We start from the raw sequence: 26,223 nt of genomic DNA on the forward strand, positions 1-26,223 counted from the left end.
TAAAATGTCCGTTTATCGACTGAATTTGGCTGGGGCATGAAATAACAGGACTGAGCCGGGACAGATGCCACAAACGCCAATCGATTTAAAAGGCAGTAATTTTACTCTGTCTGTTGTGCACCTTCATCACGCCGACCCAGACGTGGTTCGTGAGGCGCTACAGGATAAAGTTAACCAGGCTCCTGCCTTCCTGAAAAATGCTCCGGTTGTGCTGAATGTGATGTCACTGAAAAGTGACGTTAACTGGCGACTGATGCAACAGGCCATCACCTCAACCGGACTGCATATCGTCGGCGTCAGCGGCTGCAAAGATGAGTCGCTGAAGCGCGTTATCAGCCGTGCAGGGCTGCCTTTTTTGTCGGAAGGAAAAGAGCAGAAAAAAGCCGTTGAGGTCACTGAACCCGTCCAACCAGTAGAGATCCCTGCGGTCAAAACGCGGATCATCACTGCCCCTGTCCGTTCTGGCCAACAGATTTATGCTAAAAACAGCGATTTGATCGTCATCAGCAATGTCAGCGCCGGTGCCGAACTCATTGCCGATGGCAATATCCATGTTTATGGCATGATGCGCGGAAAGGCGTTGGCGGGAGCCAGCGGTGACCGCGAATCTCAGATTTTTTGCACCAGTTTATCAGCAGAATTGGTCTCCATCGCCGGTGAATACTGGATTATGGACCAGATTCCAGCTGAATTTTTTGGAAAAGCGTCCCGTCTCAGTTTGCTGAACGGCGCTCTGACTATACAGACACTGAATTGAGCCAGGCTCACGAGCCCTTTCTTTTCTTAAGGAAATAATTATATGGCACGCATTATTGTTGTTACATCGGGAAAAGGAGGCGTGGGCAAGACCACCTCCAGCGCGGCCATCGCTACCGGTTTAGCCCAGAAGGGCAAAAAGACCGTGGTTATCGACTTTGACATCGGTTTACGTAATCTCGATCTGATCATGGGCTGTGAACGCCGTGTGGTGTACGATTTTGTAAACGTTATTCAGGGTGATGCCACGCTGAATCAGGCGCTGATCAAAGACAAACGTACTGAAAATCTCTTTATCCTGCCTGCGTCGCAAACGCGTGATAAAGATGCGCTAACCCGTGAAGGCGTGGAAAAAGTGCTTAACGATTTGGCTACCATGAACTTTGACTTTGTCGTCTGTGATTCTCCGGCGGGGATTGAAACGGGTGCGCTGATGGCGCTCTATTTCGCCGATGAAGCTATTATTACTACTAACCCTGAAGTTTCCTCAGTACGCGACTCAGACCGCATCCTGGGTATCCTCTCCTCTAAATCCCGTCGTGCGGAAAATGGTCAGGATCCTATTAAAGAGCACCTGCTTCTGACTCGCTATAACCCCGGCCGTGTAAACCGTGGCGATATGCTGAGCATGGAAGATGTGCTGGAAATCCTGCGCATTCCTCTGGCCGGTGTGATCCCTGAAGATCAGTCCGTGCTGCGTGCCTCTAACCAGGGCGAGCCGGTAATTCTGGATGTGGAATCTGACGCGGGCAAAGCATACTCCGACACCGTTGACCGTCTTCTCGGTGAAGAACGTCCCTTCCGCTTCATTGAAGAAGAGAAGAAGGGTTTCCTGAAACGCCTGTTTGGGGGATAAAACATGGCCTTATTAGATTTCTTTTTATCCCGTAAAAAGAGCACAGCCAATATAGCCAAGGAACGGCTGCAGATTATTGTGGCAGAGCGCAGGAGGGGGGACAGTGAGCCCCACTACCTGCCGCAGCTGAAAAGGGACATTCTTGAAGTCATCTGCAAATATGTGAAAATTGATCCAGAGATGCTTAGCGTCAAACTGGATCAAAAGGATGATGATATTTCGATTCTGGAGCTGAACGTGACGCTTCCGGAGGCAGAAGAAGCACCGAAATGATCCTCTCCTGCGCCTGATTTTCCCCTGCTTTTGTGCAGGGGAAAGCCATGCTCAGTACTCGTTCAGGATCTCTGCGATCCCGTCGTGAAGCAGTTCGCCCCGCCATCCATCAATCAGTTCCGGCTTTCTGTCGCGCGGTTTAAGACGCCAGTGCCAGTTCAGCAGCTGATTTATTTGTCTGCGTGATGCCAGTAACTCCTGACTGATACCCTGTTTCTCCGCCACTTCCACCATCAGTGCTTTCAGCGCTTTAAACACTTTTTTGTAGTCAGGATTATCAATCAGGTTAGCCAGCGGTTCCGGCAGTTCGCCTTCATCCAGCGCGTTCGCCTGGGCTACCATTGCCACCAGCGCTTTGCCATGGAACCGAATCTCCTGCCCTGCCAGACCTAAATGATCGAGCTCGCCCAGGGAACCCGGCATAAAGCGGGCAACTTTCCACAGGTTCTCTTCACGAACTACGAAGTTAACCGCCATATCCTTTTCGCGCGCCAGTTCCAGCCGCCATGCGGCCAGCAATTTCAGCGTAGCCAGCTGACGTGGGCGCAGCTGCCAGGCATTGGTGATATCGCGGTAAGCTTCCTGCGGATCGACCACCGTTTGACGGCGCTGGCACAACAGCCCGCACTCATTCAGTGCAAAACCGATCCTGCCGTTTTCTTCCGCTTCAGCCATCAGTTTCTGGGCAACAGGCAGCAGATAGAACACGTCCGCCGCAGCATACTGACACTGCTTTTCCGTTAACGGGCGTGCCAGCCAGTCAGTGCGGGATTCGCTTTTATCCAGCGCGATACCGGTGAAAGATTCCACAATGGTGGCAAAGCCACAGGAAAGCGGCCGGCCAGTAAACGCGGCCAGGATTTGGGTATCAATCATCGGGGTTGGCAATACGCCATACTCATGCAGGAAGACTTCAAGGTCTTCGCTACCGGCATGCAGGAACTTGATCACTTTCTCATCAAGCAGCAGATCGCGGAACGGTGCCCAGTCAGTAATCGGCAGAGGATCAATCAGCGCAATCTGCTCACCGTCATAGAGCTGGATCAGCCCCAGGCCAGGATAGTAAGTACGGGTTCTGACGAATTCGGTATCCAGCGCCAGCGCCGGAACCTGACGGGCTGTCTGGCAGAGTTCAGCCAGCGCCTCGTTGGTGGTTATCATGGTGTAATTCAAATTGATCCTCTCGCTGGGGCAGATTGCCTCAGTGTCATCACAATAAAAACGCCGGCTTAACCGGCGTAGTAAGTCTTCTCAGAAAGCGATCGGGCAATCAGCTGGCTTTGGCCGCTTTTATCGCTTCTTCACGCAATTCACGGCGCAGGATTTTGCCGACGTTAGTTTTGGGTAATTCTTCCCGAAACTCAACGATTTTAGGAACTTTGTAGCCGGTAAGATGTTTCTTGCAGTGAACGATCAGCTCTTCTTTGGTCAGCGAAGCATCTTTCTTCACCACACAAATTTTCACTGTCTCACCGGCCACCTCATGAGGCACACCGATAGCCGCCGCTTCGCGCACTTTCGGATGCAGCATCAACACATCTTCGATCTCGTTCGGATAAACATTGAAACCTGAAACCAGAATCATGTCCTTTTTGCGATCGACAATGCGGATAAAGCCTTCATGGTCAACGGTAACAATATCACCGCTTTGAAGCCATCCATTTTTTAACACTTCATCAGTGGCATCAGGCCGTTGCCAGTATCCCAGCATGACCTGTGGCCCCTTGATACAGAGTTCTCCCGGCTCGCCTTCGGCGACATCATTCCCCTGCTCATCCACCAGCTTGATATCCGTTGAAGGCACAGGTAATCCGATGCTGCCACTGTGATAACGGATGTCATAGGGATTGACCGACACCAGCGGTGAGCACTCCGTGAGGCCATACCCTTCCAGCAGGTAGTGACCGGTCAGCTTTTCCCAGCGCTCGGCTACCGCTTTTTGTACCGACATGCCACCGCCAGCGGAGAGACTCAGGCTGGAGAAATCAAGCTTCTGGAAATCTTCATCATTCAGCAGGGCATTGAACAGCGTATTCACGCCGGTAATAGCCGTAAAGCGCACTTTCGACAGCTCTTTGACCAGGCCGGGGATATCGCGGGGATTGGTGATCAGCAGGTTAGCGCCGCCCAGATCGATAAACAGCATGCAGTTTACCGTCAGCGCAAAGATATGATAGAGCGGCAACGCCGTAACCACAGTTTCTTTACCCTCTTTCAGCAACGAGCCATAAGTGGCTTTAGTTTGCTCAAGGTTAGCCTGCATGTTGCGATGGGTGAGCATCGCCCCTTTCGCTACCCCGGTGGTGCCTCCTGTGTACTGCAGAAAGGCCAGGTCGTCGTTGATGATCTCAGGCCGGACATACTGCATCCGGTAGCCCTGGTGGAGCACGTTGCGAAAAGAGATGGCGTCCGGTAGATGGTATTTCGGTACCAGGCGCTTGATATATTTTACTACAAAATTGACGAGGGTGGCTTTGGCGGGGGCCAGTTGATCGCCCAGACGGGTCAGGATGACGTGCTTTACCTGGGTTTTGGCTACGACCTTCTCCAGGGTGTGGGCAAAGTTAGATACGATAACAATGGCACTTGCGCCACTGTCATTGAGTTGATGCTCCAGCTCGCGTGGGGTGTAAAGGGGATTCACATTCACCACAATCAGGCCCGCGCGTAAAATGCCGAACAAGGCAATCGGGTACTGCAACAGGTTAGGCATCATTAGCGCAACGCGATCACCTTTTTTGAGGCCCAGCCCCTGTTGCAGGTAAGCCGCGAAAGCCCGGCTGCGCTCTTCCAGTTTACGGTAGGTCATCGTCTGACCCATATTGATAAAAGCGGGCTGATCGGCATAGCGGGTGGCTGCGTGTTCAAACAGATCTATCAGAGAAGTGTAACGATCCGCACTGATCTCTGCCGGCACATCAGCCGGATAACGGTTTAACCAGACCTTATTCAAGGAAACACCTCGGTAACTCGTATTTGTTGTCATGAGCCTCAACCATCGCGTCTTTTAACATTATTTTAACTCAGCGTACCAGTTTGCCCTGGTCTGCTTTTTGAGGTTGCGAAGCCCATCACTAAAAATAATCTCATCCTGAGATCGACAATAAAAAACGACCCGGGCTGGTGAAGCCGTCGGGTCGTAAGTAAGTATAACGTCAGGGCTATTCAGTCAGAATGGTCTGTACCTGGGACGGTCCGGTATTGTACATACCAAACGGCGGCGGGCCCCAGTATCCCCCACGATGATGCCCGCGCGGCGGGCCATACCAAATCCAGGGATCAATGGGCTGCGGAGGTGAAACGATTTGCTGCGTCAGGTGCCAGCGTTGGTAACCCGTAACATCCACCACAACGAAATCGTAGGATGCCTGCCCCACCTCACCTTTCTCGGTGCCTTTGATCGGCCCGACCACGGTAACCATCTGATTGTTGAAATCTATCGGGTCAACAAAGCCTTTGATATCTGCATAGATACGTCCAATAGAGGGGGTACCCAGCACCGGCCTGGCGGTGTCGTCCAGACGCTGAGCAGCTATCTCCAGCCGCGTCATGCCATTTTTATTGACCACTTTGACCACTTTGCCGCCAAATCGCGACTCCTGGCCCACATATATCTGAGGAGCATTCATCACCCGGACCAGATCCTGCTGGGGGGTGGGCGAACTGCCTTTTACCGAATCCGGCACGCTTACGCAGCCGGAAAGCAACACTGAGACCAGTAACACACTACCTAACTGCAACAAAATACGTTTACGCATAAAGTTCTCCAGGGTACTGACTACTATGACTGCGCGCTTGTTAAATAGTTGCTGAGGTTACTCGCGACCCGGCAGTTTTTTCCATGTCACTTCGTTACGCAGATAGGTAGGCTCAGCCTGCTCTGCCGCGACGGTATGGCCAGCCGCGAGCGCCGCTGCTGCCAGCGGCAGCATATCTTCCGCACAGGGTAAGGTCACTTCTGTTGGTATCAGGCGTGGCCCCGCGGTTTCTGCCAGTTGAGGCCAGGCTTTCCAGCCTGTTCCTGCCATTGCCCACTCTCCGGTCAGCGCTGCCATCCGGGCCTGAGCCGCTTCCGGCTTCAGTACCGCTTCGCTCTCTTCTCCCTGCCAGTTGCCCTGAGCGTCACGCTGATATTCGGCCCAGTAGACTTCGCCCATTCTGGCGTCAATCGCAACCACTACCTGTGTGGCACCCTGAAGCCGCCAGGCACTCTGCGCCATGGTTTTCAGCGTGGAGAGGCCAATCACCGGCAATTCTGCCCCCAGTGCCAGCCCCTGCGCGATGCCAATGCCGATACGCACGCCGGTGAAACTGCCCGGCCCCCGGCCAAAAGCCAGCGCGTCCAGATCCCTCAATGCCGTATTTTCCTGCTTAAGCATTGCCTGCACCATTGGCAAAATACGCTGCGTGTGTTCGCGGGCACAAAGCTCAAAATGAGCGGTGACTTTATCATTATTCAGCAAAGCGACTGAACAGGCTTCGGTAGCCGTATCAATCGCTAAAATACGCGTGGACATACACACCTCTGGCGGGAGAAATTTTCGGCGCGCAGCATAGCATACTGCGCTACAGATTACTGTTGTGACGACGGTTTAAGGAACTCAACCGCCTGCTGAATATCGCGGGTGCGGGGCGTGGGCGGCAGACTGTTCAGGAACACCGCACCGTAAGGTCGCATCACCAGTCTGTTATCGCAGATCACCAGCACGCCATGATCGTCCACATCACGGATCAGACGGCCCACACCCTGCTTCAGGGTGATCACCGCATCCGGTAACTGGACTTCCTCAAAAGGATCGCCGCCGCGAAGTTTGCAGTCTTCCATTCTGGCTTTCAGCAGCGGATCGTCCGGTGACGTAAAGGGCAGTTTGTCGATGATGACCAGGGACAACACATCGCCACGCACGTCCACGCCCTCCCAGAAACTGCTGGTGGCCACCAGTAAGGCATTTCCGGCGGCAACAAACTGCTTGAGAAGCTGCCCTTTGCTGGTTTCCCCCTGAAGCAGCACCGGTAAGGTCAGCATAGCGCGGAATTGTTCAGCCAGATCCCGCATCATCTGATGCGAGGTGCAGAGGAAGAAGCAGCGGCCATTGTTGGCTTCAATTAACGGTAACAGCATGCGGGCCATCTGTTTCGCCCCACCCGGCTGATTGGGTGAAGGAAGATTGCGCGGCACGCAGAGCAGCGCCTGGCTGGCGAAATCAAACGGGCTTTCAAGGATCATCGTCTTCGCCGCTTTGACCCCAAGCCGGTCGATGAAATGTGTCATCTGCTCGTTTACCGCCAGGGTGGCTGACGTAAAGATCCAGCTGGCCGGACGCTCATCCATCACCTCCCGGAAACGATCCGAGACTGAAAGCGGCGTCAACGCCAACACAAAATGACGGGAATTACATTCGTACCAGTAGCTGAAGCCGGGCTGGCTGACATCTTTAAGGCGCTTCAGGCGCCCACGATAGAGTGCTGCACGTTCAAAAGCGGCATCCAGCAATGCCGAACGCCCAAGCGACATCTTCGCCACGTCATAGCAGAGTTCCAGAGCATCATCGAGCAGCAAAAGCGCGCGCTGGATGGACGGATTACTGAGCAGGTCGCGCAGATTCCCGCGATAGCCAGGATCGCCTAATGCCAGCCGGAAATCCTGCGCGCATTGTGCGAGACGGTCAGCGGATTTCTGTAACTGCTGCATATCCCGCACCTCGGTGCGGTAGGCAATGGTGATATCTTTGGCCAGATCGATGAGCTGCTTGCTGGAGAGTTGCTGACCAAAATACTGACTGGCGATATCCGGCACCTGGTGCGCTTCATCGAAAATCATTACGTCAGCTTCCGGGATCAGTTCAGCGAAACCGCTCTCTTTGACCACCATGTCGGCCAGAAAGAGATGGTGGTTCACCACCACCACATCCGCATCCATCGCTTTGCGACGCGCCTTGACGACAAAACAATCTTTGTACTGAGGACAGTCGCTGCCCAGACAGTTATCGTTGGTGCTGGTCACCAGAGGCCAGATAGTGCTGTCCTCTGCCACGCCGCCGCAGGTGCTTATATCGCCATCCACAGTTTCGTTGGACCATCCGCGAAGGTGAACCAGATCGCTCATCGCCTGAACGGCCAGTTCCCCACCGACCATAGACTGTTGTTCCAGTCGTTCCAGACAGAGGTAGTTTGAGCGCCCTTTCAGCAGCGCGACCTGTCCTTTAAATTTCAGTGCTCTGGCTACCGTGGGCAAATCCCGGCTGTACAGCTGATCCTGAAGCGCTTTGGAGCCCGTAGAGACGATAACCTTTTTTCCCGATCGCAATGCGGGAGCCAGATAGGCGTACGTCTTCCCGGTTCCGGTTCCCGCTTCCACCACCAGCTCACACTTGTTTTCAATCGCTTCGCTGACCGCCTGAGCCATCTGGCGTTGCGGTTCACGCGGTTTAAAGCCGGGGATTGCCTGCGCCAGTGCGCCATCTGCTGCAAAATCGTCTGCCACACATCCTCACTACGGGAAAAAAACACTGTAATTATGTCAGTATCCGTCCGCCCACTCCACCCTTTAGATGACAGCCACGCCGAAACTGTGTCAGGCTGACGCCCACTCCAGAGTATAAATAAGAGGGAAAACTGATGACTATTGAACGCCTTGATCCAGAACACCGCATGTCAGAAGCTGTGATCCACAACGACACGATCTATTACACCAGCGTGCCGGAGAATCTTGATGAAGATGCCGAAGCGCAAACGGCTAATGCGCTGGCCGTGATCGATAAGATCCTGGCACGGGCAGGCTCAGACAAAAGCAAGATTCTGGATGCGACCATTTTCCTGGTCTTTAAGGAAGATTTTCAGGCTATGAACCGCGCCTGGGATGCCTGGGTTTCACCGGGTAATGCGCCCGTGCGTTGTACTGTAAAGGCTGAGCTGATGAACCCGAAATATCTGGTAGAAATCAAAATTATTGCGGCTAAGTAAGCTCTGGCAGGTGCTGTGCCAACGGGTAAAAGCACCTGCCTCTCTTCTGCTGGCTTAGTAATCCTCTTCTTCGTCCTCGTCATCATCACGATCGACATATTCTTCAGGATCCTGTTCTTCATCATCTTCATCGTCGAAACGTGCAGGGATCATTTCGCCGGTATGCGTCTCGCGGATTTCTGCCGCCACCAGTTGAATAGCCTGTCCGCTGCTCATGCCTTCCGCCATCAGTTGCTGGATGCGTTCAACCGCCTGTTGCTGCTGCTCATAGGAGAGCGCCGGTAAACCAGTAATCATATCTACTCCTGTTATCTCGCGAAGATTATTCCACGCGCAACAAACAGATGCCAGCCGGAGAAAAATATGTCAGGCTGAGCCTTTTATTGATCTGCCGAATAATCATGCCACCTGTTTATTATCCTCTTGAGTATACGCCGGAAGCCCTTGGGAATCTGTTTGGTTTTGTTGCCCATCAGCCCTGGGCGATGCTGTTGCATTCCGGATTCGCCGACCACAGCGATAATCGCTTCGATATTATGGTGGCGGATCCGCAAACCACGCTGCTCACCGAAGGGGAAATCACCCGTATCGGACATGAGGATGGCGTGGAAACCAGTAATGAAGATCCTCTTACCCTGCTGGATAACGCGCTGAAACAGAGTGGCCTGCAGGCCACTGAACAGGCTGACTATCCTTTTCAGGGTGGTGCTTTAGGATTATTTGGCTATGATTTAGGCCGCCGTTTTGAACAGTTGCCGCAGCAGGCAAAGAGCGATCTCACCACTCCCGATATGGCGGTGGGGATCTACAACTGGGCGCTGATTGCCGATCATCACCGCAAAGCCTTGACCTTAATTGTGCATGGCGATGCAGAAGCCAGGCTGAACTGGCTGAATGCTTCAGGCACCGGCAAACCCCTGACGCCTTTCAGGCTGACCAGCAGCTGGCAGTCTAATATGACGCGAGATGAGTATGGCGCAAAGTTCCGCCGCGTACAGGAGTGGCTTCACAGCGGTGACTGTTATCAAATCAATCTGGCCCAGCGCTTTGAGGCCAGCTACACCGGCGATGAATGGCTGGCATTCCAGCGGTTAAACCAGCAAAACCGCGCGCCCTTCAGTGCCTTCCTGCGGCTGCCCGGGAGCGCTCTCCTCAGCCTGTCGCCCGAACGTTTCCTGAAAATGACCGGCGATAAAATTGAGACCCGCCCCATCAAAGGCACCCTTCCCCGGCTCAACGATCCTGAAGCGGATCGTTTGCAGGGTGAAAAGCTGGCGAATTCACCAAAAGATCGTGCGGAAAACGTGATGATTGTCGATCTGCTGCGCAACGATATTGGCCGGGTTGCTCAGCCCGGCAGCGTGGCCGTGCCGGAATTATTTGTGGTGGAACCTTTTCCCGCTGTCCACCATCTTGTCAGCACCATCACCGCAAGGCTGAAACCTTCACTGAGCGCCTGCGATCTGCTGCGGGCCTGCTTCCCCGGCGGCTCGATCACTGGCGCACCTAAAGTCAGGGCCATGGAGATCATAGATACGCTGGAACCTCATCGCCGCAATGCCTGGTGTGGCAGCATCGGTTATCTGAGCCTGTGTGGCAATATGGACACCAGCATCACTATCCGCACCCTGACCGCGGAAAAGGGACGCCTTTACTGTTCGGCGGGCGGCGGCATTGTGGCAGACAGCCAGGAAGAGGCTGAATATCAGGAGACGTTTGACAAAGTGAACCGGATTTTGCCCTGCCTGGAACGGTCAGATGTCTGATACCTCTATGACGCTGAATGATTTTATGAGCCGCTTTATTCTTCAGGCTCCGGAAACCTTCCCCAGCCCGCTACCGGTACGCCGGGCCGCCGTGCTGGTGACCATCGTTGACCGCCCACGCCCGACCTTGCTCCTGACCCGTCGGGCTGCAACATTACGCAAACATGCCGGTCAGGTCGCTTTTCCTGGCGGCATGATGGATGAAGAGGATGGCTCGCTGATTGTCACCGCGCTGCGTGAAGCTCAGGAAGAGGTCGCCATCCCTCCGGAGCAGGTTCGGGTGATCGGCGTGCTGCCAGCGGTAACCAGCAGCACCGGTTTTCAGGTGACACCGGTAGTGGGCATTGTTCCCTCAGGGCTGGACTGGCATCCCAACGAAGGTGAAGTTGAATCCGTTTTTGAGATGCCGCTCCAGGAAGCACTGCGGCTGGGTCGCTATTCCCCTCTGGATATTCAGCGTTACGGCGAGTCACATCGCGTCTGGCTCTCGTGGTTTGAGCAATATTTTATCTGGGGGATGACCGCGGGCATCATCCGTCAGCTCAGTTTGCAGGTGGCAAAATAGGCAGCAACTGCCCATTTTGTCGACAGAACCGCTGGAAATATCTTTCAGAACGCTATTTTTCACCAAAAATTCTGTCAGTTTGCCGGTCAAATCACTTCACAATCCTTCCGAATCATTTATATTGCACCGCAATACGAGAGCAGAAAGCGCCCGCCGGGGCGTTTGCCCTACCTCTTGTCAGGCAAACGCAGGTCGTGAAGCCTGCAAAACCGCCACTGGCCATAACTTTCTTGTCTGATGTGGATTAGATTATTTCATGCGATCATTCAGGCAATGATGATTACTCTTACAGCAAAATTTTACGGGCAGCCTCCCGGGCTCAGTAAAGGAGCAAAATGTGATTAGCGTATTCGACATGTTTAAAATCGGCATTGGCCCCTCCAGTTCTCACACTGTGGGCCCAATGAAAGCCGGTAAACTTTTTGTCGACGATTTGCAGAACAACGGGCTGCTAAAGCGAGTGTCGCGCATAGCCGTAGATGTTTATGGCTCCCTGTCCCTGACCGGTAAAGGACACCAGACCGATATCGCCATCATTATGGGGCTTTCCGGTGCCTCTCCGGACAGCGTCGATATCGACAGCATCCCAGCCTTTATCCGTGATGTTGAAGCAAGACAGCGTCTGCTGATTGCCGGTGGCAGTCATGAAGTGGATTTCCCCCGCGAGGGCGGCATGATTTTCCGCAGTGATAACCTGCCGCTGCACGAAAATGGAATGCGCATCCAGGCATTTGAAGGCGATAACCTGCTTTACAGCAAAACCTACTATTCCATCGGTGGCGGTTTTATCGTCGATGAAGAACATTTCGATCAGCCAGCGCTGGATGAAGTGTCGGTGCCCTACTCCTTCAACTCCGCTAAAGAGATGCTGGAGCACTGTCATGAAACCGGACTTTCGCTCTCTGGCCTGATTATGAAGAACGAGCTGGCGCTGCACAGCCGTCAGGAAATTGAAGAGTACTTTACCGCTATCTGGCAAAGCATGCGTGACTGCATCGATCGCGGCCTGAACACCGAAGGCGTGCTGCCGGGCCCATTACGGGTTCCGCGTCGTGCTTCAGCGTTACGCCGTCTGCTGGTTTCTTCAGACAAGCTGTCCAGCGACCCGATGAACGTTATCGACTGGGTGAACATGTTTGCCCTGGCGGTTAACGAAGAGAATGCAGCCGGTGGGCGAGTGGTGACTGCACCGACCAACGGCGCGTGCGGCATAGTGCCGGCCGTCCTGGCCTACTACGACCACTTTATTGAGAAGGTCAGCCCGGACATTTTCATCCGCTACTTCCTGGCCTCAGGTGCAGTGGGGATCCTCTATAAAATGAACGCCTCCATTTCCGGTGCCGAGGTGGGTTGTCAGGGCGAAGTTGGCGTGGCCTGCTCAATGGCTGCAGCCGGTCTGGCGGAATTACTCGGAGCCAGCCCGGAGCAGGTGTGTGTCGCGGCAGAAATCGGGATGGAACATAACCTGGGGCTGACCTGCGATCCGGTCGCAGGCCAGGTGCAGGTTCCCTGTATTGAACGTAATGCCATTGCCTCGGTGAAAGCGATTAACTCCGCACGCATGGCGATGCGCCGGACCAGCGAAGCCCGCGTTTCACTGGATAAGGTGATCGAAACCATGTATGAAACCGGCAAGGACATGAATGCCAAATACCGTGAAACGTCACGGGGTGGTCTTGCCATCAAGGTCCAGTGTGACTGATTTCCCCGTCCGGTCTTTGCGTTAACTCCCTCCGCCGCCCTCCGGGCGGCTCTTAAGCTGCACAGCAAAAAAATTATTTGGTACACCGGCTATCCCCTTTTCATATAAACGGCTAGAGTGTTGCTGCGATCGGGGCAGGATAAGTACCTGTTTTGATTAATTCTGCTTTTATTTCCACTAAGACTAAACTTACTTTTTCCATTGCCGATAACTCCTGTTCGGTCCCTGTATGTATGCATGTCGATTTAAGGGTGGTTACTGATGCAAGTGTCCCAGGAAGTTTTCGGACAGTTTCGCCGCAAGCGATTGTTGATTGCTGTGGTGGTGGCGGCGTTGGTACTTATCCTCACCCTGACCTTTCGCTTTATGGAAGAGAAAGGCCGGATTGAGCAGCAGTCGCATCTCTTTGCGGAAAAAGCTATCCAGCGTTTTGATCGCCTCTTTTCTCCACTGGATGTCGCCGCCAGTAACACGCTGGGCCTCGTTGGCCTGCCCTGTGAACAGGTGCGTTTTCCGCTGATTGCAAAACTGGCCACGCTACAGACGGTACGGTCAATTATCCTGGTGGATAATGACAATATGTACTGTTCCAGCATCTTTGGTGCCAGCAATCTTGGCTTCAGTGAGTCCTTCCCGGAACTGGCCTTCAATAATGAACGCATGACCCTGAGCACTGACGAACACCTGCTCAAGGGCTCCCCGATCCTGCTGCTCTGGACGCCGCACGACAACAGAAACCGCTCTGGTATCCTGCAAATCATCAATATCGAGATGATGAGCAACTATCTGCTTGAGCCTTCGCTGCCCTGGGTTGAGCGGGCAATATTCAAAGTTGCAGGCAAAAGCCTGGAATACGGTAATCCGATGATTGAGGAGGCTTTCCCTTCTGAAGACGAAGTCAGTTATCAGAAAGCTTCTATGCGCTATCCGTTTACCATTACGCTGTTTGGCCCTTCTCCAACGCGGCTGGCCCTGTCGACACTGCCTTCACAACTGCCGCTGGCGCTGCTGCTGAGTCTGCTGATGGGCTATATCGTCTGGCTGGCTACCGCTAACAGGATGAGTCTCTCCTGGCAGATCAGCTACGGGATTACTGCACGTGAGTTTATGGTCTACTGCCAGCCGTTGATCAACGCCAAATCGGGTGACTGCGATGGCATAGAATTGCTGCTGCGCTGGCACAATCCCCGCCAGGGTTGGATCCCGCCGGATGTGTTTATCCCGATGGCGGAAAGGCAGAATCTGATTGCTCCACTGACCCGTTTTGTTCTGCGTGAAGTGGTCCGCCATTTACCGCAGATGCCGGCCTGTCCCTCATTCCATATCGCCATTAACGTTGCAGCAAGTCACTTCCATGACCGGGAGATTATTGACGACCTGCAGAGTCTGTGGTGGCCGGCTAATCCGGTGCCGCAACTGATTGTCGAACTGACGGAAAGGGATTCCCTGCCAGAAGTGGATCAGCGGGTGGTATCACATCTGCATAAGATTGGGGTAAAGCTGGCGATTGATGATTTTGGCACGGGTCACAGCTCGCTTTCCTATCTGAAAACACTCAGCCCGGACGTCCTGAAAATAGACAAAGTGTTTACCGCCGCCATCGGCACGGATGCCATCAATGCTACGGTGACAGATATGGTCATTTCGCTGGCTCAACGCCTGAACATCAGCCTGGTTGCTGAAGGGGTGGAAACGGCAGATCAGGCAGCCTATCTGCGCGAAAAAGGGGTGGATGTCCTGCAGGGTTACTTCTATGCGCGTCCAATGCCGTTGGGCGACTTCCAGCAGTGGCTGAGCGATCATAAAGAGACGCTCACTGCCTGAATCAATGAGCAGAGGGACTCCTTTCCCCCTGCTCTCAGAGATTACTCTTCTTCATCGTCCTCATGATGCTCACGCGCACGAGTCACGCGAACCAGATCGATACGATAATCCGTAGCTTCGATGATCTGGAAGCTTACCGGAGGAAGCTCAATCACTTCGCCCGGCACCGGTAACTGACCTTTTTGCGCAATCAGTAGACCCGCCAGGGAGGCATGGTCATCCTCCGGATTAACCAGCACCTGAGTATTCAGTAACTGCTGCAGCGAGTGCAGATCCGTGCCCCCTTTGACCAGCCAGCCTTCGCCATCGGCGATGATATCCGGCGTTTCATCTTCGTCCGGGAACTCGCCAGCGATGGCTTCAAGCACGTCCAGTGGCGTGATCAGCCCCTGTACCACGCCAAATTCGCTGGTAACAACCACGAAACTGCCTTTGGCTCTGCGCAACACGCCCAGCAGATTAATCGGGTCCAGCGTTTCCGGTACGATGATAGGCGGATTGGCCGAGGCAAAGCTCGCCACATCGATGTTCTGATCCAACGCTACCAGCAGCTCTTTAGCCCGGACCACACCGATAATCTCATCCAGTTCACCGCGACATACCGGGAACAGACTGTGCGGAGTGTCGAGCAGTTGAAGACGAACTTCATCCACCGGACGGGTAGCATCTACCCAGGAGATGTCTCCACGCGGCGTCATAATACTGCGCACGGAGCGTGAAGCCAGCGTCAGTACACCATTGATCATGTAGCGCTCTTCATCCTTAAAGGCTTCCTGAGGCATAATCGCGGCCACCTCACTGCCTTCGCTACTGTTCATCTCCTGACTGCGACGGCCGCCCATCAGACGCAGAATCGCCTCAGCAGTACGTTCACGCATCGGTCGTCTGGCCTGATGGCGCATGAAATTAACCCGCGCTATCTGATTAAAGAGCTCAATAAGAATTGAGAAGCCAATCGCCGCGTAGAGATAACCTTTCGGAATGTGGAAGCCAAAACCTTCGGCAACCAGACTCAGACCGATCATCAACAGGAAGCTCAGACAGAGCACTACAACCGTAGGATGCGCATTAACAAAGTTAGTCAGCGGCTTAGAGGCCAGCAACATCACACCCATAGCAATGACCACTGCGGTCATCATTATCGCCAGGTTGTTCACCATCCCCACGGCTGTGATAACGGCATCCAGCGAGAACACGGCATCCAGGATAACGATCTGTACTACCACGGCCCAGAAGCTGGCATAGCCTTTGTTGCTTTCGCCATTATGCTCGCGGTTTTCGAGCCGTTCATGGAGTTCCATCGTGGCCTTGAACAGCAGGAACAGCCCCCCCACCAGCAGGATTAAATCCCGCCCTGAGAAGCTGAACTCACCTACACTGAACAACGGACGGGTCAGGGTCACCAGCCAGGAAATCAGTGAAAGCAGGCCCAGACGCATGACCAGCGCCAGTGAAAGTCCAATCAAACGGGCCTTATCACGCTGCTTAGGCGGCAGCTTGTCGGCCAGAATGGCAATAAAGACCAGGTTATCAATACCGAGAACGATTTCGAGCACGACCAGCGTTAACAGACCGGCCCAAATCGAGGGGTCTAAAAGAAATTCCATTGCAGACTCCGGAAAAAGGCACAGGTAAGCGCAGCAGGCGCCTGAAAGAAAGCGATGCGGGAAGTAACGCAGCAGGGAAAGTGTGTGTCGTCAAAGGACGAGATAAAACTGGCCGGATGACCCGGTGGCATGATTAAGCGACGTCGGTGACAGTCCATAGGGCGGGCTGAAGCCGGTACTCCTGTGTTATTAAAGGAACTCTACTGTAAACAGCCGCCCTGATTACGTCAAAATATTTAATTACATTTACACTGTGCCTTGAAGGATTTGTGCTGCACTTTTGAGCAACAGCACAAAAGCGCTTATCCGGCATCTAAATAGCTGAGCACCGTCACATAATTTATTTTTTCGCAGACTAAAATAAATCCGTCCTGAAGTCCGGATTAATAACAAATCTTTTCCAGATTTGTCACAACAATGAAGAGTTTTACTGACTCAATAGAATAAATGCAGAAATCCACATCAGCTTGTTTTACTGGTGGGAAACTTACGCGGCTCAACAGGCATTCGGGCCGATGATTATTGATTATGGAGGGTAGCAAGTGACTATTGCTATTGTGATTGGCACGCACGGCTGGGCTGCTGAGCAGCTAATCAAAACAGCTGAAATGCTCCTCGGGGATCAGGAAAACGTTGGGTGGATCGATTTCGTACCCGGCGAAAATGCTGAAACTCTGATTGAGAAATATCAGGCGCGACTGACCAATTTAGATACCAGCCAGGGTGTACTGTTTCTCGTTGATACCTGGGGAGGCAGCCCCTTTAATGCTGCCAGCCGTATCGTAGTGGACAAAGAAAATTACGAGGTTATCGCTGGCGTGAATATTCCGATGCTGGTGGAAACCTTGATGGCACGCGATGACGACCCGGGCTTTGATGAACTGGTCGCGGTGGCTGTTGAAACCGGCCGCGAAGGCGTCAAAGCGTTAAAAGCCAAAGAAGTGGAACCGGCTCCTGCCCCTGTTTCGGCACCTGCCTCTGTAGCGCCTGCACCGGCTACTCCCGTAGCGCAGAAGCCAATGGGACCCAACGATTATATGAAGATTGGCCTGGCGAGGATCGACGATCGTTTGATCCACGGTCAGGTTGCCACACGCTGGACCAAAGAGACCAACGTGACGCGAATTATCGTGGTCAGTGATGAAGTTGCTGCCGACCACGTTCGTAAAACTCTTCTGACACAGGTTGCGCCTCCCGGCGTGACGGCCCATGTCGTGGATGTGGCTAAAATGATCCGCGTCTGGAATAACCCTAAATATGCCAACAACCGCGTCATGCTGTTGTTCACCAATCCTACTGACGTTGAACGTCTGGTTGAAGCCGGGGTAAAAATCCCCAGCGTTAACATTGGTGGAATGGCGTTCCGGCAGGGTAAGACTCAGGTAAACAATGCGGTCTCTGTCGATGAAAAGGATATCGCTGCTTTCAGGAAACTTAATGAGCGGGGTATTGAACTGGAAGTGCGTAAAGTTTCCAGCGATCAACGCCTGAAAATGATGGATCTTATAGCCAAAGTTGCGCAGTGAGATTTTTATTTATCGCCTGATCAAACAGGTCTAACTCGGTTCACGAACGTCAGAGGAGAAGTACAATGGAGATTACCACTCTTCAGATTGTGCTGATATTTATTGTTGCCTGTATTGCAGGTATGGGATCTATTCTCGATGAATTTCAGTTCCACCGCCCACTGGTCGCCTGTACGTTAATTGGTGCCGTTTTGGGTGATATAAAAACCGGTATTATCATCGGTGGTACGCTGGAAATGATCGCCCTTGGCTGGATGAACATCGGTGCCGCTGTGGCCCCTGATGCCGCCCTCGCCTCCATTATTTCTACCATTCTTGTTATCGCTGGCGGTCAGAGTATTGGTGCCGGTATCGCCCTGGCCATTCCGCTGGCAGCAGCAGGCCAGGTGCTGACCATTATCGTCCGTACTATCACCGTTGCTTTCCAGCATGCGGCAGATAAAGCGGCTGAAAAAGGCAACCTGACCGCTATATCCTGGATCCACGTCTCCGCCCTGTTATTGCAGGCGATGCGTATCGCAATCCCGGCGGTAATCGTTGGTGTTTCGGTGGGAACCAGCGTTGTGCAGGGCTTGCTGGAGTCGATCCCTGATGTGGTCACCAACGGTCTGAACATCGCCGGTGGCATGATCGTGGTGGTCGGTTACGCGATGGTCATCAACATGATGCGTGCGGGCTACCTGATGCCTTTCTTCTACCTCGGTTTCGTTACCGCGGCCTTCACCGACTTCAACCTGGTGGCACTGGGTGTGATTGGTGTGGTGATGGCGGTGCTTTATATCCAGCTGGCACCGAAATATAACCGCGTGGCGGGTGCGCAGGCCTCAGGCCCGGTGACAAACGACCTTGATAACGAATTAGATTAGGGAAAGGGTGACAAAAATGGTTGATATCGCAAAAACTACCACCACAACGACCCCGCATAAAAAGCTGACGCAGGGTGATATACGTGGCGTATTTCTCCGCTCAAACCTGTTTCAGGGTTCATGGAACTTTGAACGTATGCAGGCGCTGGGCTTTTGCTATTCCATGGTACCGGTGATCCGTCGCCTCTATCCTGAGAATAATGAAGATCGTAAGCAGGCCATCAAGCGTCATCTGGAGTTCTTTAACACGCACCCGTACGTTGCCTCACCCGTGCTTGGCGTGACCATGGCGATGGAAGAAGAGCGTGCGAACGGCGCAGCGATAGATGATGCGGCGATAAACGGTATTAAAGTGGGTCTGATGGGCCCCCTGGCGGGCGTGGGCGACCCAATCTTCTGGGGAACCGTTCGCCCGGTATTTGCCGCGCTGGGTGCCGGTATTGCAATGCAGGGCAGCCTGCTTGGGCCACTGATGTTCTTCGTCCTGTTTAACCTTGTACGTCTGCTGGTGCGCTACTACGGCGTGGCTTATGGTTACCGTAAAGGCGTCGATATCGTCAGCGACATGGGCGGTGGCTTCCTGCAAAAACTGACTGAGGGGGCGTCCATACTTGGCCTCTTTGTCATGGGGGCGCTGGTCAATAAGTGGACGCATGTGAATGTGCCCCTGGTGGTTTCAAGCATCACTGACCAGACCGGGAAAACCACGGTCACCACCGTTCAGACGATTCTGGACCAGCTGATGCCGGGCCTGATCCCGCTCCTGCTGACCTTCGGGTGTATGTGGCTGCTGCGTCGCAAAGTGAATGCGCTGTGGATCATTATTGGCTTCTTCGTAATCGGTATTTTCGGTTACTGGATTGGCCTGCTGGGAGTGTAATTTACAGAGCCGGGGGCAGCCCCGGCTTTTAAGAGACCAGCCGGCATCGCTTTTTACCAAACGATGCCGGCTGTGCTTTCAAAGGAAGCAAAGATGTCATTAACAGATTACGTCATCGTGGTATTTATCGTTTTGTTGCTGGCCTGGGCAATTTACGATGAACTGGTGACACCCCGGCTGAAAGGGCCGACCAGGCTGAAGGTGTTTCTTCAGCGCCGGAACAAGCTGGACAGCCTGATATTTGTCGGGCTTACAGGCATCCTTATCTGGCAGAACGTCAACAATCAGGGGCCACAAGCCACCACCCTGCTGCTGATGGTGCTGGCCTCGCTGTCGATCTATCTTTTCTGGATCAGGTTGCCAAAACTGCTGTTCAAGTCCGGGGGCTTTTACTATGCCACCCTCTTTATCCCCTACAGCCGGATCAAAAATATGAATCTGTCAGAAGATGGCATTCTGGTCATTGAGCTGGAAAGCCGCCGGTTGTTAATCCACGTCAGAAAGCTGGATGACCTGGAAAACATTTACCAGTTTATGGTGCAACAGCAGTAAGTTCCTCTGACCTGCGCTGCCACAGACGCAGGGTAAAATCTGTTTCACAGTCAAATACCGGGGTGGTGGCCAGCACGCCCCACACTTCCGGACGGGCCCGCCAGGCAAATGGCGTCATCTGCAACAGCGCCGCTGACTCTTCGCTGTTGAGCTGCATCGGATAATTCAGCGAATGCTGTTCCACCAGCTCAAAGCCTGCCATCTTCTCTGGCGTCTCATCATGCAGTTTCGCGTCCTGGTAGATCAGTTCTTTAAACTGAAGCAGATGGCGCGGGCCTGGCGTCACGGTCAGCACATAGCCCTGCTCTTTTACCACCCTTGCCAGCTCTTCAGCCTTACAGGGCGCGTAAATCCTTAATACGGCATCAAACTGCCCCTCAGCAAAAGGCAGACGATGACTTGAGGCGACACAAAACTGCACGTTGTGATAGCGCTTCGCGCCAAAGCGCACGGCCACTTTAGAGACATCAAGCCCGTGGATCTCCACATCCCCTCTCGCCTGCAGTCTGTTAGCCACAGCGTGCGTGTAGTAGCCCTCTCCGCAGCCAATATCCAGCACCGCAGAGGCCTTCTCATTCAGCACGCGTGCAAAGATGTCACAGACTTTTTCCTGTAGCGGCTGATAGTGTCCGGCATCGAGGAATTCACGGCGGGCCAGCATCATATCGGCACTGTCTCCAGGCTGTTTTGAACGCTTATGCTGCACCGGCAGGAGATTGACATAGCCCTCTCTGGCCCGATCAAACTGGTGCCGGTTTTCGCAGCGCCACAGGGCGGCTTCAGGCATCAGGGGCTGGTGACAAAGGGGGCAAAGGTAAGACATGACAACTCTCCAAAATGGGTCCGGGCGGCAGTTTACCGGAAAGCGAGAGCCAGCGGCAGGGCTTATTGGTGCGGAGACGAAAAAGCCCTGCCATTTCTGGCAGGGCTTTAGCATTCAGATTCTTGCCTGGATTACACGCGGGCAATAGCAGGCGCAGATCGAAAATTAGATAGCGGTGACGTTCACAGCAGCAGGGCCTTTCTGGCCGTCCTGAATTTCGAACTCAACGTTCTGGCCTTCAGCCAAAGTTTTGAAGCCATTGCCCTGGATTGCAGAGAAATGTACGAATACATCTTTGCTGCCGTCTGCAGGGGTGATGAAGCCAAAACCTTTAGACTCGTTGAACCACTTAACCTGACCTTTAATCTTTGCCATTTTGCAAATTCCTTAGAGTGTTTATTCGCCCGTGGGCCTTACGTATAGAAAAACCAGAAACATTACTGCATGAGGCACGATATTAAGGCTCGGCAAGGAAGCGGTATTCAACGTCAACGTTTTTACTCAAAACTTCTTTACTGAAGATGCCATACATAAACAGAACTGTACCTCGTTTTACCCAAATGCGTTATCACATATTCGTTTATTTTTGGCAAGTCATTTTTAAACAGTGATTGCGTCATCGCACACAATTGAAACGGTCTGGCACATATTGCACTTTACATATGAAGTCGTTATCCGTCGGCATTGATTGTCGCTGGCACACAGCCCAATCGCCCCTCAAAACATGGGGATCATCATAAACCGTCAGAAAGACGAAGTCTATTACCTGTCCTTGTACAGCAGAGGATTTCGCTCTGATTTCATTGCACAATTATGGCATTACTAAGCTTAAAATGGCGCTGTGTAAAAGTTTACTTTCAGAGCAGCCGCAGAGATAAAAAGAAGCTGATGGTTCAATTTGAGATTTAAATTGCACCAAAATCAGGAATATGAATTTCCCGTTGCCCCATTTAAAAGCATGACCGGACATCTATTTATTTCCGGTCGTACCATCATTCAATTTGCATTATTAGACGTTGCTCTCATTTTTGAAAGTTGCTAAATTAATCGTTTTAGGATTATTCCTGGGTGATATTATTCAGTGCACTTTTTGCGCCTATTCGCCATGCTCTGAAACGGCTCTCATCCAGGCCTGCAGCCTGCATCGCCTGTGACAGAACAATCGGCGGTTCATCCAGTGATTCATCGGCCAGTTCGAACACGCCCCAGTGAATAGGGATGCTCAGGGGCTGCCCCAGTGCCTGATGCAGTGAGACGGCCTGCTCCGGATCCATATGCTGACCCCGCATGAACCATTTTGGTGCATAAGCGCCTACGGGCAACGCGGCCAGATTGAACGGGCCCAGTTTGCGGGGTATCTCAAGCAGGCTCTCAGAGTAGCCGCTGTCTCCCGTAAACCAGAAGCTCAGTGTCGGGCTTTTAATTACCCAGCCACACCACAGTGAGCGGTTGCGGTCGCTCAGGCTTCGCATACTCCAGTGACGCGCGGGCACGGCATGAACGTCAATCCCGGCGGTTTCAGTGCTTTCCCACCAGTCCAGCTGGGTGACGTTTCTGGCTCCAAGCTTCCTGAACCAGGGTTCAAGCCCCAGCGGCACGACGAAATGAACGTTCGGGAAGCGCCTGAGGATTTTTTTGATGGTTGGCCTGTCCAGATGGTCATAATGGCTGTGAGAGATCAAAACAGAGTCGAGTGAAGGTAAATCCCCGACAGCCAGCGCCGCAGGTGTTTTCCGCCTGGGGCCATAAAAGCTGAAAGGCGATGCCCTTTCAGACAATGCAGGGTCAATCAGCGTGTACCTGCCCCCGGTACGCAGTAACAGGCAGGCATGCCCCAGCCACCAGATTGCGTCTTCCGCACCGCTCAGATCGGCACGCTGCCACCACTGAGTTTTGAAATCTTCGTATCCCAGGGTTGGAGGAAAAGGTAATCCCTGAGCTTTGCGCTCTTTGCGCCAGCGTTTCAGGTCACCATTCTGACGAAGCTCCGGCTCGGGATTACGAAATCCTTCAGGGGTGTGGTGCGCTTTATCAGGATCGTACCAGGGATTTTGCCAGGCCATTACACTCTTCCTTAATGCATAAATTAACGTTCAGGGATCAGTCGCGTGAAGTCTTTGTTATCCGCCTCTTCGGCAGTGGCTTTTTCTTTACCTGCCACGGAGTCGGTCAGACGGCGTAATAATGTATTCTGCCGTTTCTGCTCCTCCAGCAGCGCCTCAAGTAATTGCACCTGCTGGCTGGCTTTGACGCTGGCCCGGTTAACAAAGAACCAGGCTATCAGCCCGACAATTACCAGTGCTACCGTAAACCCCATTGATGCGAAACCCATCGCGCCATTTGCTATCTCGTTCATACATGCCTCAAAAATGCCGGTGCCCACTGCAATACAGACCGATGCAGACCTGCGAAGATTCTACCAGGTCAGACACGAATAGATAGCCAGCTCACAAAAATTTAAGAACCTTCGCGAAGGCGCGATGGCGATGTTTGTGTATTCTCAAGTGTGATTGCGTACAGCTTCACACCTTAGTGCTAAAAAAGCACGGGTAGCGGAAGTGAATGTCTGGATGGTTGTCTGACAAACTCAAAGGGGAATACATGAGATTTTTAGTTCGCATCGTTGCGTTGCTGGTGGTTGTCTGGATTGCCTTGCTGGTCACGGGTTATGGGGTACTGGCAGGAAGCTCTAAAAATGTGGCCGGACTGGGATTACAGTGCCAGTACCTGACGGCGCGTGGCATGGTAACCGCTCAGTACCTGCACACTGACAGCGGTGTGGTCGGCGTCACCGACTGCCCTCTGCTGAAAAAGAGCACGGAAGTGGTCGATAATTAAATGACTGTGGGCCAGCCCTGTGCTGGCCCATTGTTTCAGAAAGGATAGTTGTGATACCCCATCTGTTCAGAGAGGATCCGGGCCGAATGGTGCAGCATCGCCACATAGCGACTTTTTTCTTCTTCAGCAAAGCGGATTGTAGGAAAAGAGATACTCAGTCCGGCAATCACCACACCAAACCGGTCGAACACCGGAACCGCAATGCAGCGTAGCCCCTCTTCCTGCTCTTCATTATCTTCACCGTAGCCCTGAGACCGGACGCGTTCCAGCACGGGTAACAGAGCTTCTGTGCTGTCTACGGTCCTTGGCGTGCTCTTACTGTAAGTCACCTCAGCCATGATCTCTTTGACCTCCGCTGTCTCACGCCATGCCAGCAATACTTTGCCAATAGCCGTACTGTAAAGAGGATTCCGGCGGCCAATTCGTGAATACATCCGCAGGTTATAGAGCGAATCTATCTTGTGGATATAGACAATGCTGTCTTCTTCCAGCGCGCCAAGGTGAATGGTCTCTTTAGTCTGGCGTGAAATATCCCGCATCTGAATATCTGCACTGCGGATCAGATCTACGTTTTGCAGAGCCTTAGCGCCAAGTTCAAACAGTTTCAGGGTAAGGGTATATTTTTCAGAGTCCCCTTCCTGATCGACGTATCCCAGGGTTTTCATCGTTTGCAAAAAACGATAAACGGTGCTTTTAGACATCATCACACGCTGTGAAAGTTCAGTGATGCCGTGCTCCCGTTCTTCACCCAACGCCTGCAAAATGCCAAAAACCTTCATTACCGAAGAGACAGAGTCGGGTTGTTTATCCACATCGCCAGATGCCATAACAGAACCTTATTACTTGTTTTATAAAAAATGGAACAGTATTTCCAGTATACGTTTTGCAGACTTTCAGGTGCAAGACTCCGGGATATTTTACCCGGACATATTTGCTGATAGTTCCTGAGTGCAACATTCTGGAATAGTTTGCCGAAAATCATTAGCATAGTGATATTCACTCTTCTGACTACTCTGGTCTATGTCGCAAACAACACAAACAGACGGGTTGCCCCTTCCTCAGCGCTATGGCGCCATCATGGCGATCGCGCTGGGTATAACCGTAGCCGTGCTCGACGGGGCTATTGCCAACGTAGCCCTGCCTACTATCGCCAGAGAGTTACAGGCCAGTCCGGCGGAATCTATCTGGATTGTTAATGCTTATCAGCTGGCCATCATCGTTTCGCTACTTTCCCTCTCCTTCCTGGGTGACATTCTTGGCTACCGCAGGGTTTACCAGGCCGGGCTGGTGCTGTTTACCTGTACCTCGCTCTTTTGCGCGCTCTCCAGTTCACTGGAAATGTTGACCTTCGCCCGCGTAATCCAGGGGTTCGGTGGTGCAGCGCTGATGAGCGTTAATACTGCGCTGATTCGCATTATCTATCCGCAACGTTATCTGGGACGCGGCATGGGTATCAACTCGCTGATTGTCGCCGTCTCGACCGCTGCAGGACCCACCGTGGCTGCCGCTGTGCTGTCCGTAGCGTCATGGAAATGGTTATTCCTGATCAACATTCCTGTGGGGCTGGCCGCCTTATATCTGGCGTTCCGCTTCCTGCCCGACAATACGCAGAAAGCCAAAGAACAGCGCTTTGATATCCCGAGTGCCATCATGAATGCCCTGACCTTTGGCCTGATGATCTCCGCCTTAAGCGGATTCGCACAGGGTCAAAGCGGCAAGCTAATCCTGGCTGAACTGGCGGCGCTGGTCGTGATCGGCTACCTGTTTATTCGTCGTCAGTTAAAAATGCCCTTCCCTCTGTTGCCGGTCGATCTGCTGCGCATTCCGATCTTCTCTCTGTCGATAGGCACTTCCGTCTGCTCTTTTTGCGCCCAGATGCTGGCGATGGTCTCACTGCCTTTCTTTCTGCAAACGGTATTAGAACGTAACGAGGTGGCAACAGGCTTATTGCTGACGCCCTGGCCGCTGGCCACTATGGTCATGGCACCGATAGCGGGCAGGTTGATTGAACGTTATCACCCTGGCCTTCTGGGCACCGCAGGTCTGGCACTCTTTGCTGGGGGGTTATTCTCGCTGGCTTTGTTACCCGAATCGCCTTCGGATTTAAACATCATCTGGCGCATGGCGCTGTGTGGCGCGGGATTTGGTCTGTTCCAGTCACCCAATAACCATACCATCATCTCTTCTGCCCCCGGTCACCGGAGCGGCGGTGCCAGCGGGATGCTGGGCACGGCACGCCTGTTAGGGCAGACCAGCGGAGCCGCCCTGGTAGCCCTGATGTTCAATTTATTCGGTGCTCATGGTACTCACGCCTCGCTTCTGCTGGCGGGGAGCTTCTCAACGCTTGCCGCTGTGGTCAGTGCCTTACGGATCACTCAGCCCAGGGCCAAAGCCAGTAGCTGACGCTCTTCAGGCATAAAAAAACC

At 53.0% G+C, this 26,223-nt stretch carries 26 protein-coding genes and 1 pseudogene; 14 read left to right on the plus strand and 13 right to left on the minus strand.

Going from position 1 to position 26,223, the window contains the following annotated elements:
• Positions 1-64: 64 nt before the first annotated feature.
• The 3 genes from minC to minE are packed head-to-tail and all read left to right on the plus strand — an operon-like array spanning position 65 to position 1,885.
• Positions 65-757 (plus strand): septum site-determining protein MinC, encoded by a 693-nt coding sequence (gene minC / locus VRC33_RS12625; protein WP_338556313.1) that lies wholly within the window; start codon positions 65-67, stop codon positions 755-757.
• 42 nt (positions 758-799) lie between these two features.
• On the plus strand, positions 800-1,612 hold the full coding sequence (gene minD / locus VRC33_RS12630) for a septum site-determining protein MinD (RefSeq protein ID WP_338556315.1): 813 nt from the start codon (positions 800-802) through the stop codon (positions 1,610-1,612).
• Between the two features lie 3 nt (positions 1,613-1,615).
• Positions 1,616-1,885 (plus strand): cell division topological specificity factor MinE, encoded by a 270-nt coding sequence (gene minE / locus VRC33_RS12635; RefSeq protein WP_158784887.1) that lies wholly within the window; start codon positions 1,616-1,618, stop codon positions 1,883-1,885.
• Between the two features lie 51 nt (positions 1,886-1,936).
• On the opposite strand, the gene rnd is transcribed toward minE, so the two are convergent.
• The 5 genes from rnd to VRC33_RS12660 all read right to left on the minus strand — a co-directional run bounded on the left by rnd (position 1,937) and on the right by VRC33_RS12660 (position 8,369).
• On the minus strand, positions 1,937-3,046 hold the full coding sequence (gene rnd, locus VRC33_RS12640; RefSeq protein ID WP_338564288.1) for a ribonuclease D: 1,110 nt from the start codon (positions 3,044-3,046) through the stop codon (positions 1,937-1,939).
• A 109-nt stretch (positions 3,047-3,155) separates the two neighbouring features.
• Complete coding sequence (gene fadD, locus VRC33_RS12645) at positions 3,156-4,838, minus strand: long-chain-fatty-acid--CoA ligase FadD (protein WP_338556317.1); 1,683 nt, start codon at positions 4,836-4,838, stop codon at positions 3,156-3,158.
• Positions 4,839-5,046: 208 nt separating this feature from the next.
• A complete protein-coding gene (locus VRC33_RS12650; protein ID WP_338556319.1) occupies positions 5,047-5,643 on the minus strand; it encodes a Slp family lipoprotein in 597 nt (198 codons plus the stop codon).
• Between the two features lie 57 nt (positions 5,644-5,700).
• On the minus strand, positions 5,701-6,402 hold the full coding sequence (gene tsaB, locus VRC33_RS12655; protein WP_338556321.1) for a tRNA (adenosine(37)-N6)-threonylcarbamoyltransferase complex dimerization subunit type 1 TsaB: 702 nt from the start codon (positions 6,400-6,402) through the stop codon (positions 5,701-5,703).
• A 56-nt stretch (positions 6,403-6,458) separates the two neighbouring features.
• Complete coding sequence (locus VRC33_RS12660) at positions 6,459-8,369, minus strand: ATP-dependent DNA helicase (RefSeq protein ID WP_338556323.1); 1,911 nt, start codon at positions 8,367-8,369, stop codon at positions 6,459-6,461.
• 134 nt (positions 8,370-8,503) lie between these two features.
• Here VRC33_RS12660 and VRC33_RS12665 point away from each other — a divergent pair, with 134 nt between their 5' ends.
• The gene (locus tag VRC33_RS12665; protein WP_338556325.1) at positions 8,504-8,848 is read left to right on the plus strand and encodes a RidA family protein; all 345 of its coding nucleotides are present in this window, start codon (positions 8,504-8,506) and stop codon (positions 8,846-8,848) included.
• Positions 8,849-8,902: 54 nt separating this feature from the next.
• Here the strand turns inward: VRC33_RS12665 and VRC33_RS12670 are convergent, their stop codons facing one another.
• Entirely contained in the window at positions 8,903-9,145 is a 243-nt protein-coding gene (locus VRC33_RS12670; RefSeq protein WP_338556327.1) for a YoaH family protein, read from the minus strand.
• Positions 9,146-9,249: 104 nt separating this feature from the next.
• Here VRC33_RS12670 and pabB point away from each other — a divergent pair, with 104 nt between their 5' ends.
• The 4 genes from pabB (at position 9,250) to VRC33_RS12690 (ending at position 14,705) form a co-directional block, all read left to right on the plus strand.
• A complete protein-coding gene (gene pabB, locus VRC33_RS12675; protein ID WP_338556329.1) occupies positions 9,250-10,614 on the plus strand; it encodes an aminodeoxychorismate synthase component 1 in 1,365 nt (454 codons plus the stop codon).
• Positions 10,607-11,179: a CoA pyrophosphatase gene (locus tag VRC33_RS12680; RefSeq protein ID WP_338556331.1), complete on the plus strand. Its 573-nt coding sequence runs from the start codon at positions 10,607-10,609 to the stop codon at positions 11,177-11,179. The genes pabB and VRC33_RS12680 overlap by 8 nt, the downstream gene beginning before the upstream one ends.
• A 337-nt stretch (positions 11,180-11,516) precedes the next feature.
• Positions 11,517-12,881, plus strand: a complete 1,365-nt coding sequence (locus VRC33_RS12685; RefSeq protein WP_338556333.1) for an L-serine ammonia-lyase — start codon at positions 11,517-11,519, stop codon at positions 12,879-12,881.
• 261 nt (positions 12,882-13,142) lie between these two features.
• Positions 13,143-14,705 carry an EAL domain-containing protein gene (locus VRC33_RS12690; RefSeq protein WP_338556335.1) on the plus strand — a complete coding sequence of 521 codons (1,563 nt, stop codon included), beginning with the start codon at positions 13,143-13,145 and terminating at the stop codon, positions 14,703-14,705.
• Between the two features lie 41 nt (positions 14,706-14,746).
• Here the strand turns inward: VRC33_RS12690 and VRC33_RS12695 are convergent, their stop codons facing one another.
• On the minus strand, positions 14,747-16,312 hold the full coding sequence (locus tag VRC33_RS12695) for a TerC family protein (protein WP_338556337.1): 1,566 nt from the start codon (positions 16,310-16,312) through the stop codon (positions 14,747-14,749).
• 542 nt (positions 16,313-16,854) lie between these two features.
• On the opposite strand from VRC33_RS12695, the gene manX reads away from it, so the two are divergent.
• From manX to VRC33_RS12715, 4 genes are all read left to right on the plus strand, one after another.
• On the plus strand, positions 16,855-17,838 hold the full coding sequence (gene manX, locus VRC33_RS12700) for a PTS mannose transporter subunit IIAB (protein ID WP_338556339.1): 984 nt from the start codon (positions 16,855-16,857) through the stop codon (positions 17,836-17,838).
• A 65-nt stretch (positions 17,839-17,903) separates the two neighbouring features.
• A complete protein-coding gene (locus tag VRC33_RS12705) occupies positions 17,904-18,704 on the plus strand; it encodes a PTS mannose/fructose/sorbose transporter subunit IIC (protein ID WP_338556341.1) in 801 nt (266 codons plus the stop codon).
• A 16-nt stretch (positions 18,705-18,720) separates the two neighbouring features.
• Positions 18,721-19,584: a PTS mannose transporter subunit IID gene (locus VRC33_RS12710; protein ID WP_338556343.1), complete on the plus strand. Its 864-nt coding sequence runs from the start codon at positions 18,721-18,723 to the stop codon at positions 19,582-19,584.
• Positions 19,585-19,677: 93 nt separating this feature from the next.
• Positions 19,678-20,136 (plus strand): DUF986 family protein, encoded by a 459-nt coding sequence (locus VRC33_RS12715; protein ID WP_338556345.1) that lies wholly within the window; start codon positions 19,678-19,680, stop codon positions 20,134-20,136.
• On the opposite strand, the gene rlmA is transcribed toward VRC33_RS12715, so the two are convergent.
• The 5 genes and pseudogenes from rlmA to VRC33_RS12740 form a co-directional block, all read right to left on the minus strand.
• Positions 20,117-20,959, minus strand: a complete 843-nt coding sequence (gene rlmA / locus VRC33_RS12720) for a 23S rRNA (guanine(745)-N(1))-methyltransferase (RefSeq protein ID WP_338556347.1) — start codon at positions 20,957-20,959, stop codon at positions 20,117-20,119. The two genes, VRC33_RS12715 and rlmA, sit on opposite strands and share 20 nt — an antisense overlap.
• A 165-nt stretch (positions 20,960-21,124) precedes the next feature.
• The gene (gene cspE, locus VRC33_RS12725; protein WP_001062678.1) at positions 21,125-21,334 is read right to left on the minus strand and encodes a transcription antiterminator/RNA stability regulator CspE; all 210 of its coding nucleotides are present in this window, start codon (positions 21,332-21,334) and stop codon (positions 21,125-21,127) included.
• 85 nt (positions 21,335-21,419) lie between these two features.
• Positions 21,420-21,491, minus strand: a pseudogene (locus VRC33_RS12730) (DUF2627 domain-containing protein); the annotation flags it as partial.
• 526 nt (positions 21,492-22,017) lie between these two features.
• A complete protein-coding gene (locus tag VRC33_RS12735; protein ID WP_338556349.1) occupies positions 22,018-23,022 on the minus strand; it encodes an MBL fold metallo-hydrolase in 1,005 nt (334 codons plus the stop codon).
• Between the two features lie 23 nt (positions 23,023-23,045).
• Positions 23,046-23,315, minus strand: a complete 270-nt coding sequence (locus VRC33_RS12740) for a YebO family protein (RefSeq protein WP_338556351.1) — start codon at positions 23,313-23,315, stop codon at positions 23,046-23,048.
• A gap of 245 nt (positions 23,316-23,560) precedes the next feature.
• Here VRC33_RS12740 and VRC33_RS12745 point away from each other — a divergent pair, with 245 nt between their 5' ends.
• On the plus strand, positions 23,561-23,797 hold the full coding sequence (locus VRC33_RS12745) for a YobH family protein (protein WP_338556353.1): 237 nt from the start codon (positions 23,561-23,563) through the stop codon (positions 23,795-23,797).
• A gap of 35 nt (positions 23,798-23,832) precedes the next feature.
• Here VRC33_RS12745 and kdgR read toward each other — a convergent pair whose 3' ends face one another.
• A complete protein-coding gene (gene kdgR / locus VRC33_RS12750; protein ID WP_338556355.1) occupies positions 23,833-24,624 on the minus strand; it encodes a DNA-binding transcriptional regulator KdgR in 792 nt (263 codons plus the stop codon).
• A gap of 193 nt (positions 24,625-24,817) precedes the next feature.
• Here kdgR and VRC33_RS12755 point away from each other — a divergent pair, with 193 nt between their 5' ends.
• The gene (locus VRC33_RS12755) at positions 24,818-26,200 is read left to right on the plus strand and encodes an MFS transporter (RefSeq protein WP_338556358.1); all 1,383 of its coding nucleotides are present in this window, start codon (positions 24,818-24,820) and stop codon (positions 26,198-26,200) included.
• Positions 26,201-26,223 lie beyond the last annotated feature (23 nt).

This window comes from Erwinia sp. E_sp_B01_1, assembly GCF_036865545.1.
Lineage (GTDB): Bacteria > Pseudomonadota > Gammaproteobacteria > Enterobacterales > Enterobacteriaceae > Erwinia.

Bases quoted from the DNA above. Each gene is read 5' to 3' on its own strand.
- minC (WP_338556313.1), top strand. From the start codon at position 65: ATGCCACAAACGCCAATCGATTTAAAAGGCAGTAATTTTACTCTGTCT.
- minD (WP_338556315.1), top strand. From the start codon at position 800: ATGGCACGCATTATTGTTGTTACATCGGGAAAAGGAGGCGTGGGCAAG.
- minE (WP_158784887.1), top strand. From the start codon at position 1,616: ATGGCCTTATTAGATTTCTTTTTATCCCGTAAAAAGAGCACAGCCAAT.
- rnd (WP_338564288.1), bottom strand. From the start codon at position 3,046: ATGATAACCACCAACGAGGCGCTGGCTGAACTCTGCCAGACAGCCCGT.
- VRC33_RS12650 (WP_338556319.1), bottom strand. From the start codon at position 5,643: ATGCGTAAACGTATTTTGTTGCAGTTAGGTAGTGTGTTACTGGTCTCA.
- tsaB (WP_338556321.1), bottom strand. From the start codon at position 6,402: ATGTCCACGCGTATTTTAGCGATTGATACGGCTACCGAAGCCTGTTCA.
- VRC33_RS12665 (WP_338556325.1), top strand. From the start codon at position 8,504: ATGACTATTGAACGCCTTGATCCAGAACACCGCATGTCAGAAGCTGTG.
- VRC33_RS12670 (WP_338556327.1), bottom strand. From the start codon at position 9,145: ATGATTACTGGTTTACCGGCGCTCTCCTATGAGCAGCAGCAACAGGCG.
- pabB (WP_338556329.1), top strand. From the start codon at position 9,250: ATGCCACCTGTTTATTATCCTCTTGAGTATACGCCGGAAGCCCTTGGG.
- VRC33_RS12680 (WP_338556331.1), top strand. From the start codon at position 10,607: ATGTCTGATACCTCTATGACGCTGAATGATTTTATGAGCCGCTTTATT.
- VRC33_RS12690 (WP_338556335.1), top strand. From the start codon at position 13,143: ATGCAAGTGTCCCAGGAAGTTTTCGGACAGTTTCGCCGCAAGCGATTG.
- VRC33_RS12695 (WP_338556337.1), bottom strand. From the start codon at position 16,312: ATGGAATTTCTTTTAGACCCCTCGATTTGGGCCGGTCTGTTAACGCTG.
- VRC33_RS12705 (WP_338556341.1), top strand. From the start codon at position 17,904: ATGGAGATTACCACTCTTCAGATTGTGCTGATATTTATTGTTGCCTGT.
- VRC33_RS12710 (WP_338556343.1), top strand. From the start codon at position 18,721: ATGGTTGATATCGCAAAAACTACCACCACAACGACCCCGCATAAAAAG.
- VRC33_RS12715 (WP_338556345.1), top strand. From the start codon at position 19,678: ATGTCATTAACAGATTACGTCATCGTGGTATTTATCGTTTTGTTGCTG.
- rlmA (WP_338556347.1), bottom strand. From the start codon at position 20,959: ATGTCTTACCTTTGCCCCCTTTGTCACCAGCCCCTGATGCCTGAAGCC.
- cspE (WP_001062678.1), bottom strand. From the start codon at position 21,334: ATGGCAAAGATTAAAGGTCAGGTTAAGTGGTTCAACGAGTCTAAAGGT.
- VRC33_RS12735 (WP_338556349.1), bottom strand. From the start codon at position 23,022: ATGGCCTGGCAAAATCCCTGGTACGATCCTGATAAAGCGCACCACACC.
- VRC33_RS12740 (WP_338556351.1), bottom strand. From the start codon at position 23,315: ATGAACGAGATAGCAAATGGCGCGATGGGTTTCGCATCAATGGGGTTT.
- VRC33_RS12745 (WP_338556353.1), top strand. From the start codon at position 23,561: ATGAGATTTTTAGTTCGCATCGTTGCGTTGCTGGTGGTTGTCTGGATT.
- kdgR (WP_338556355.1), bottom strand. From the start codon at position 24,624: ATGGCATCTGGCGATGTGGATAAACAACCCGACTCTGTCTCTTCGGTA.
- VRC33_RS12755 (WP_338556358.1), top strand. From the start codon at position 24,818: ATGTCGCAAACAACACAAACAGACGGGTTGCCCCTTCCTCAGCGCTAT.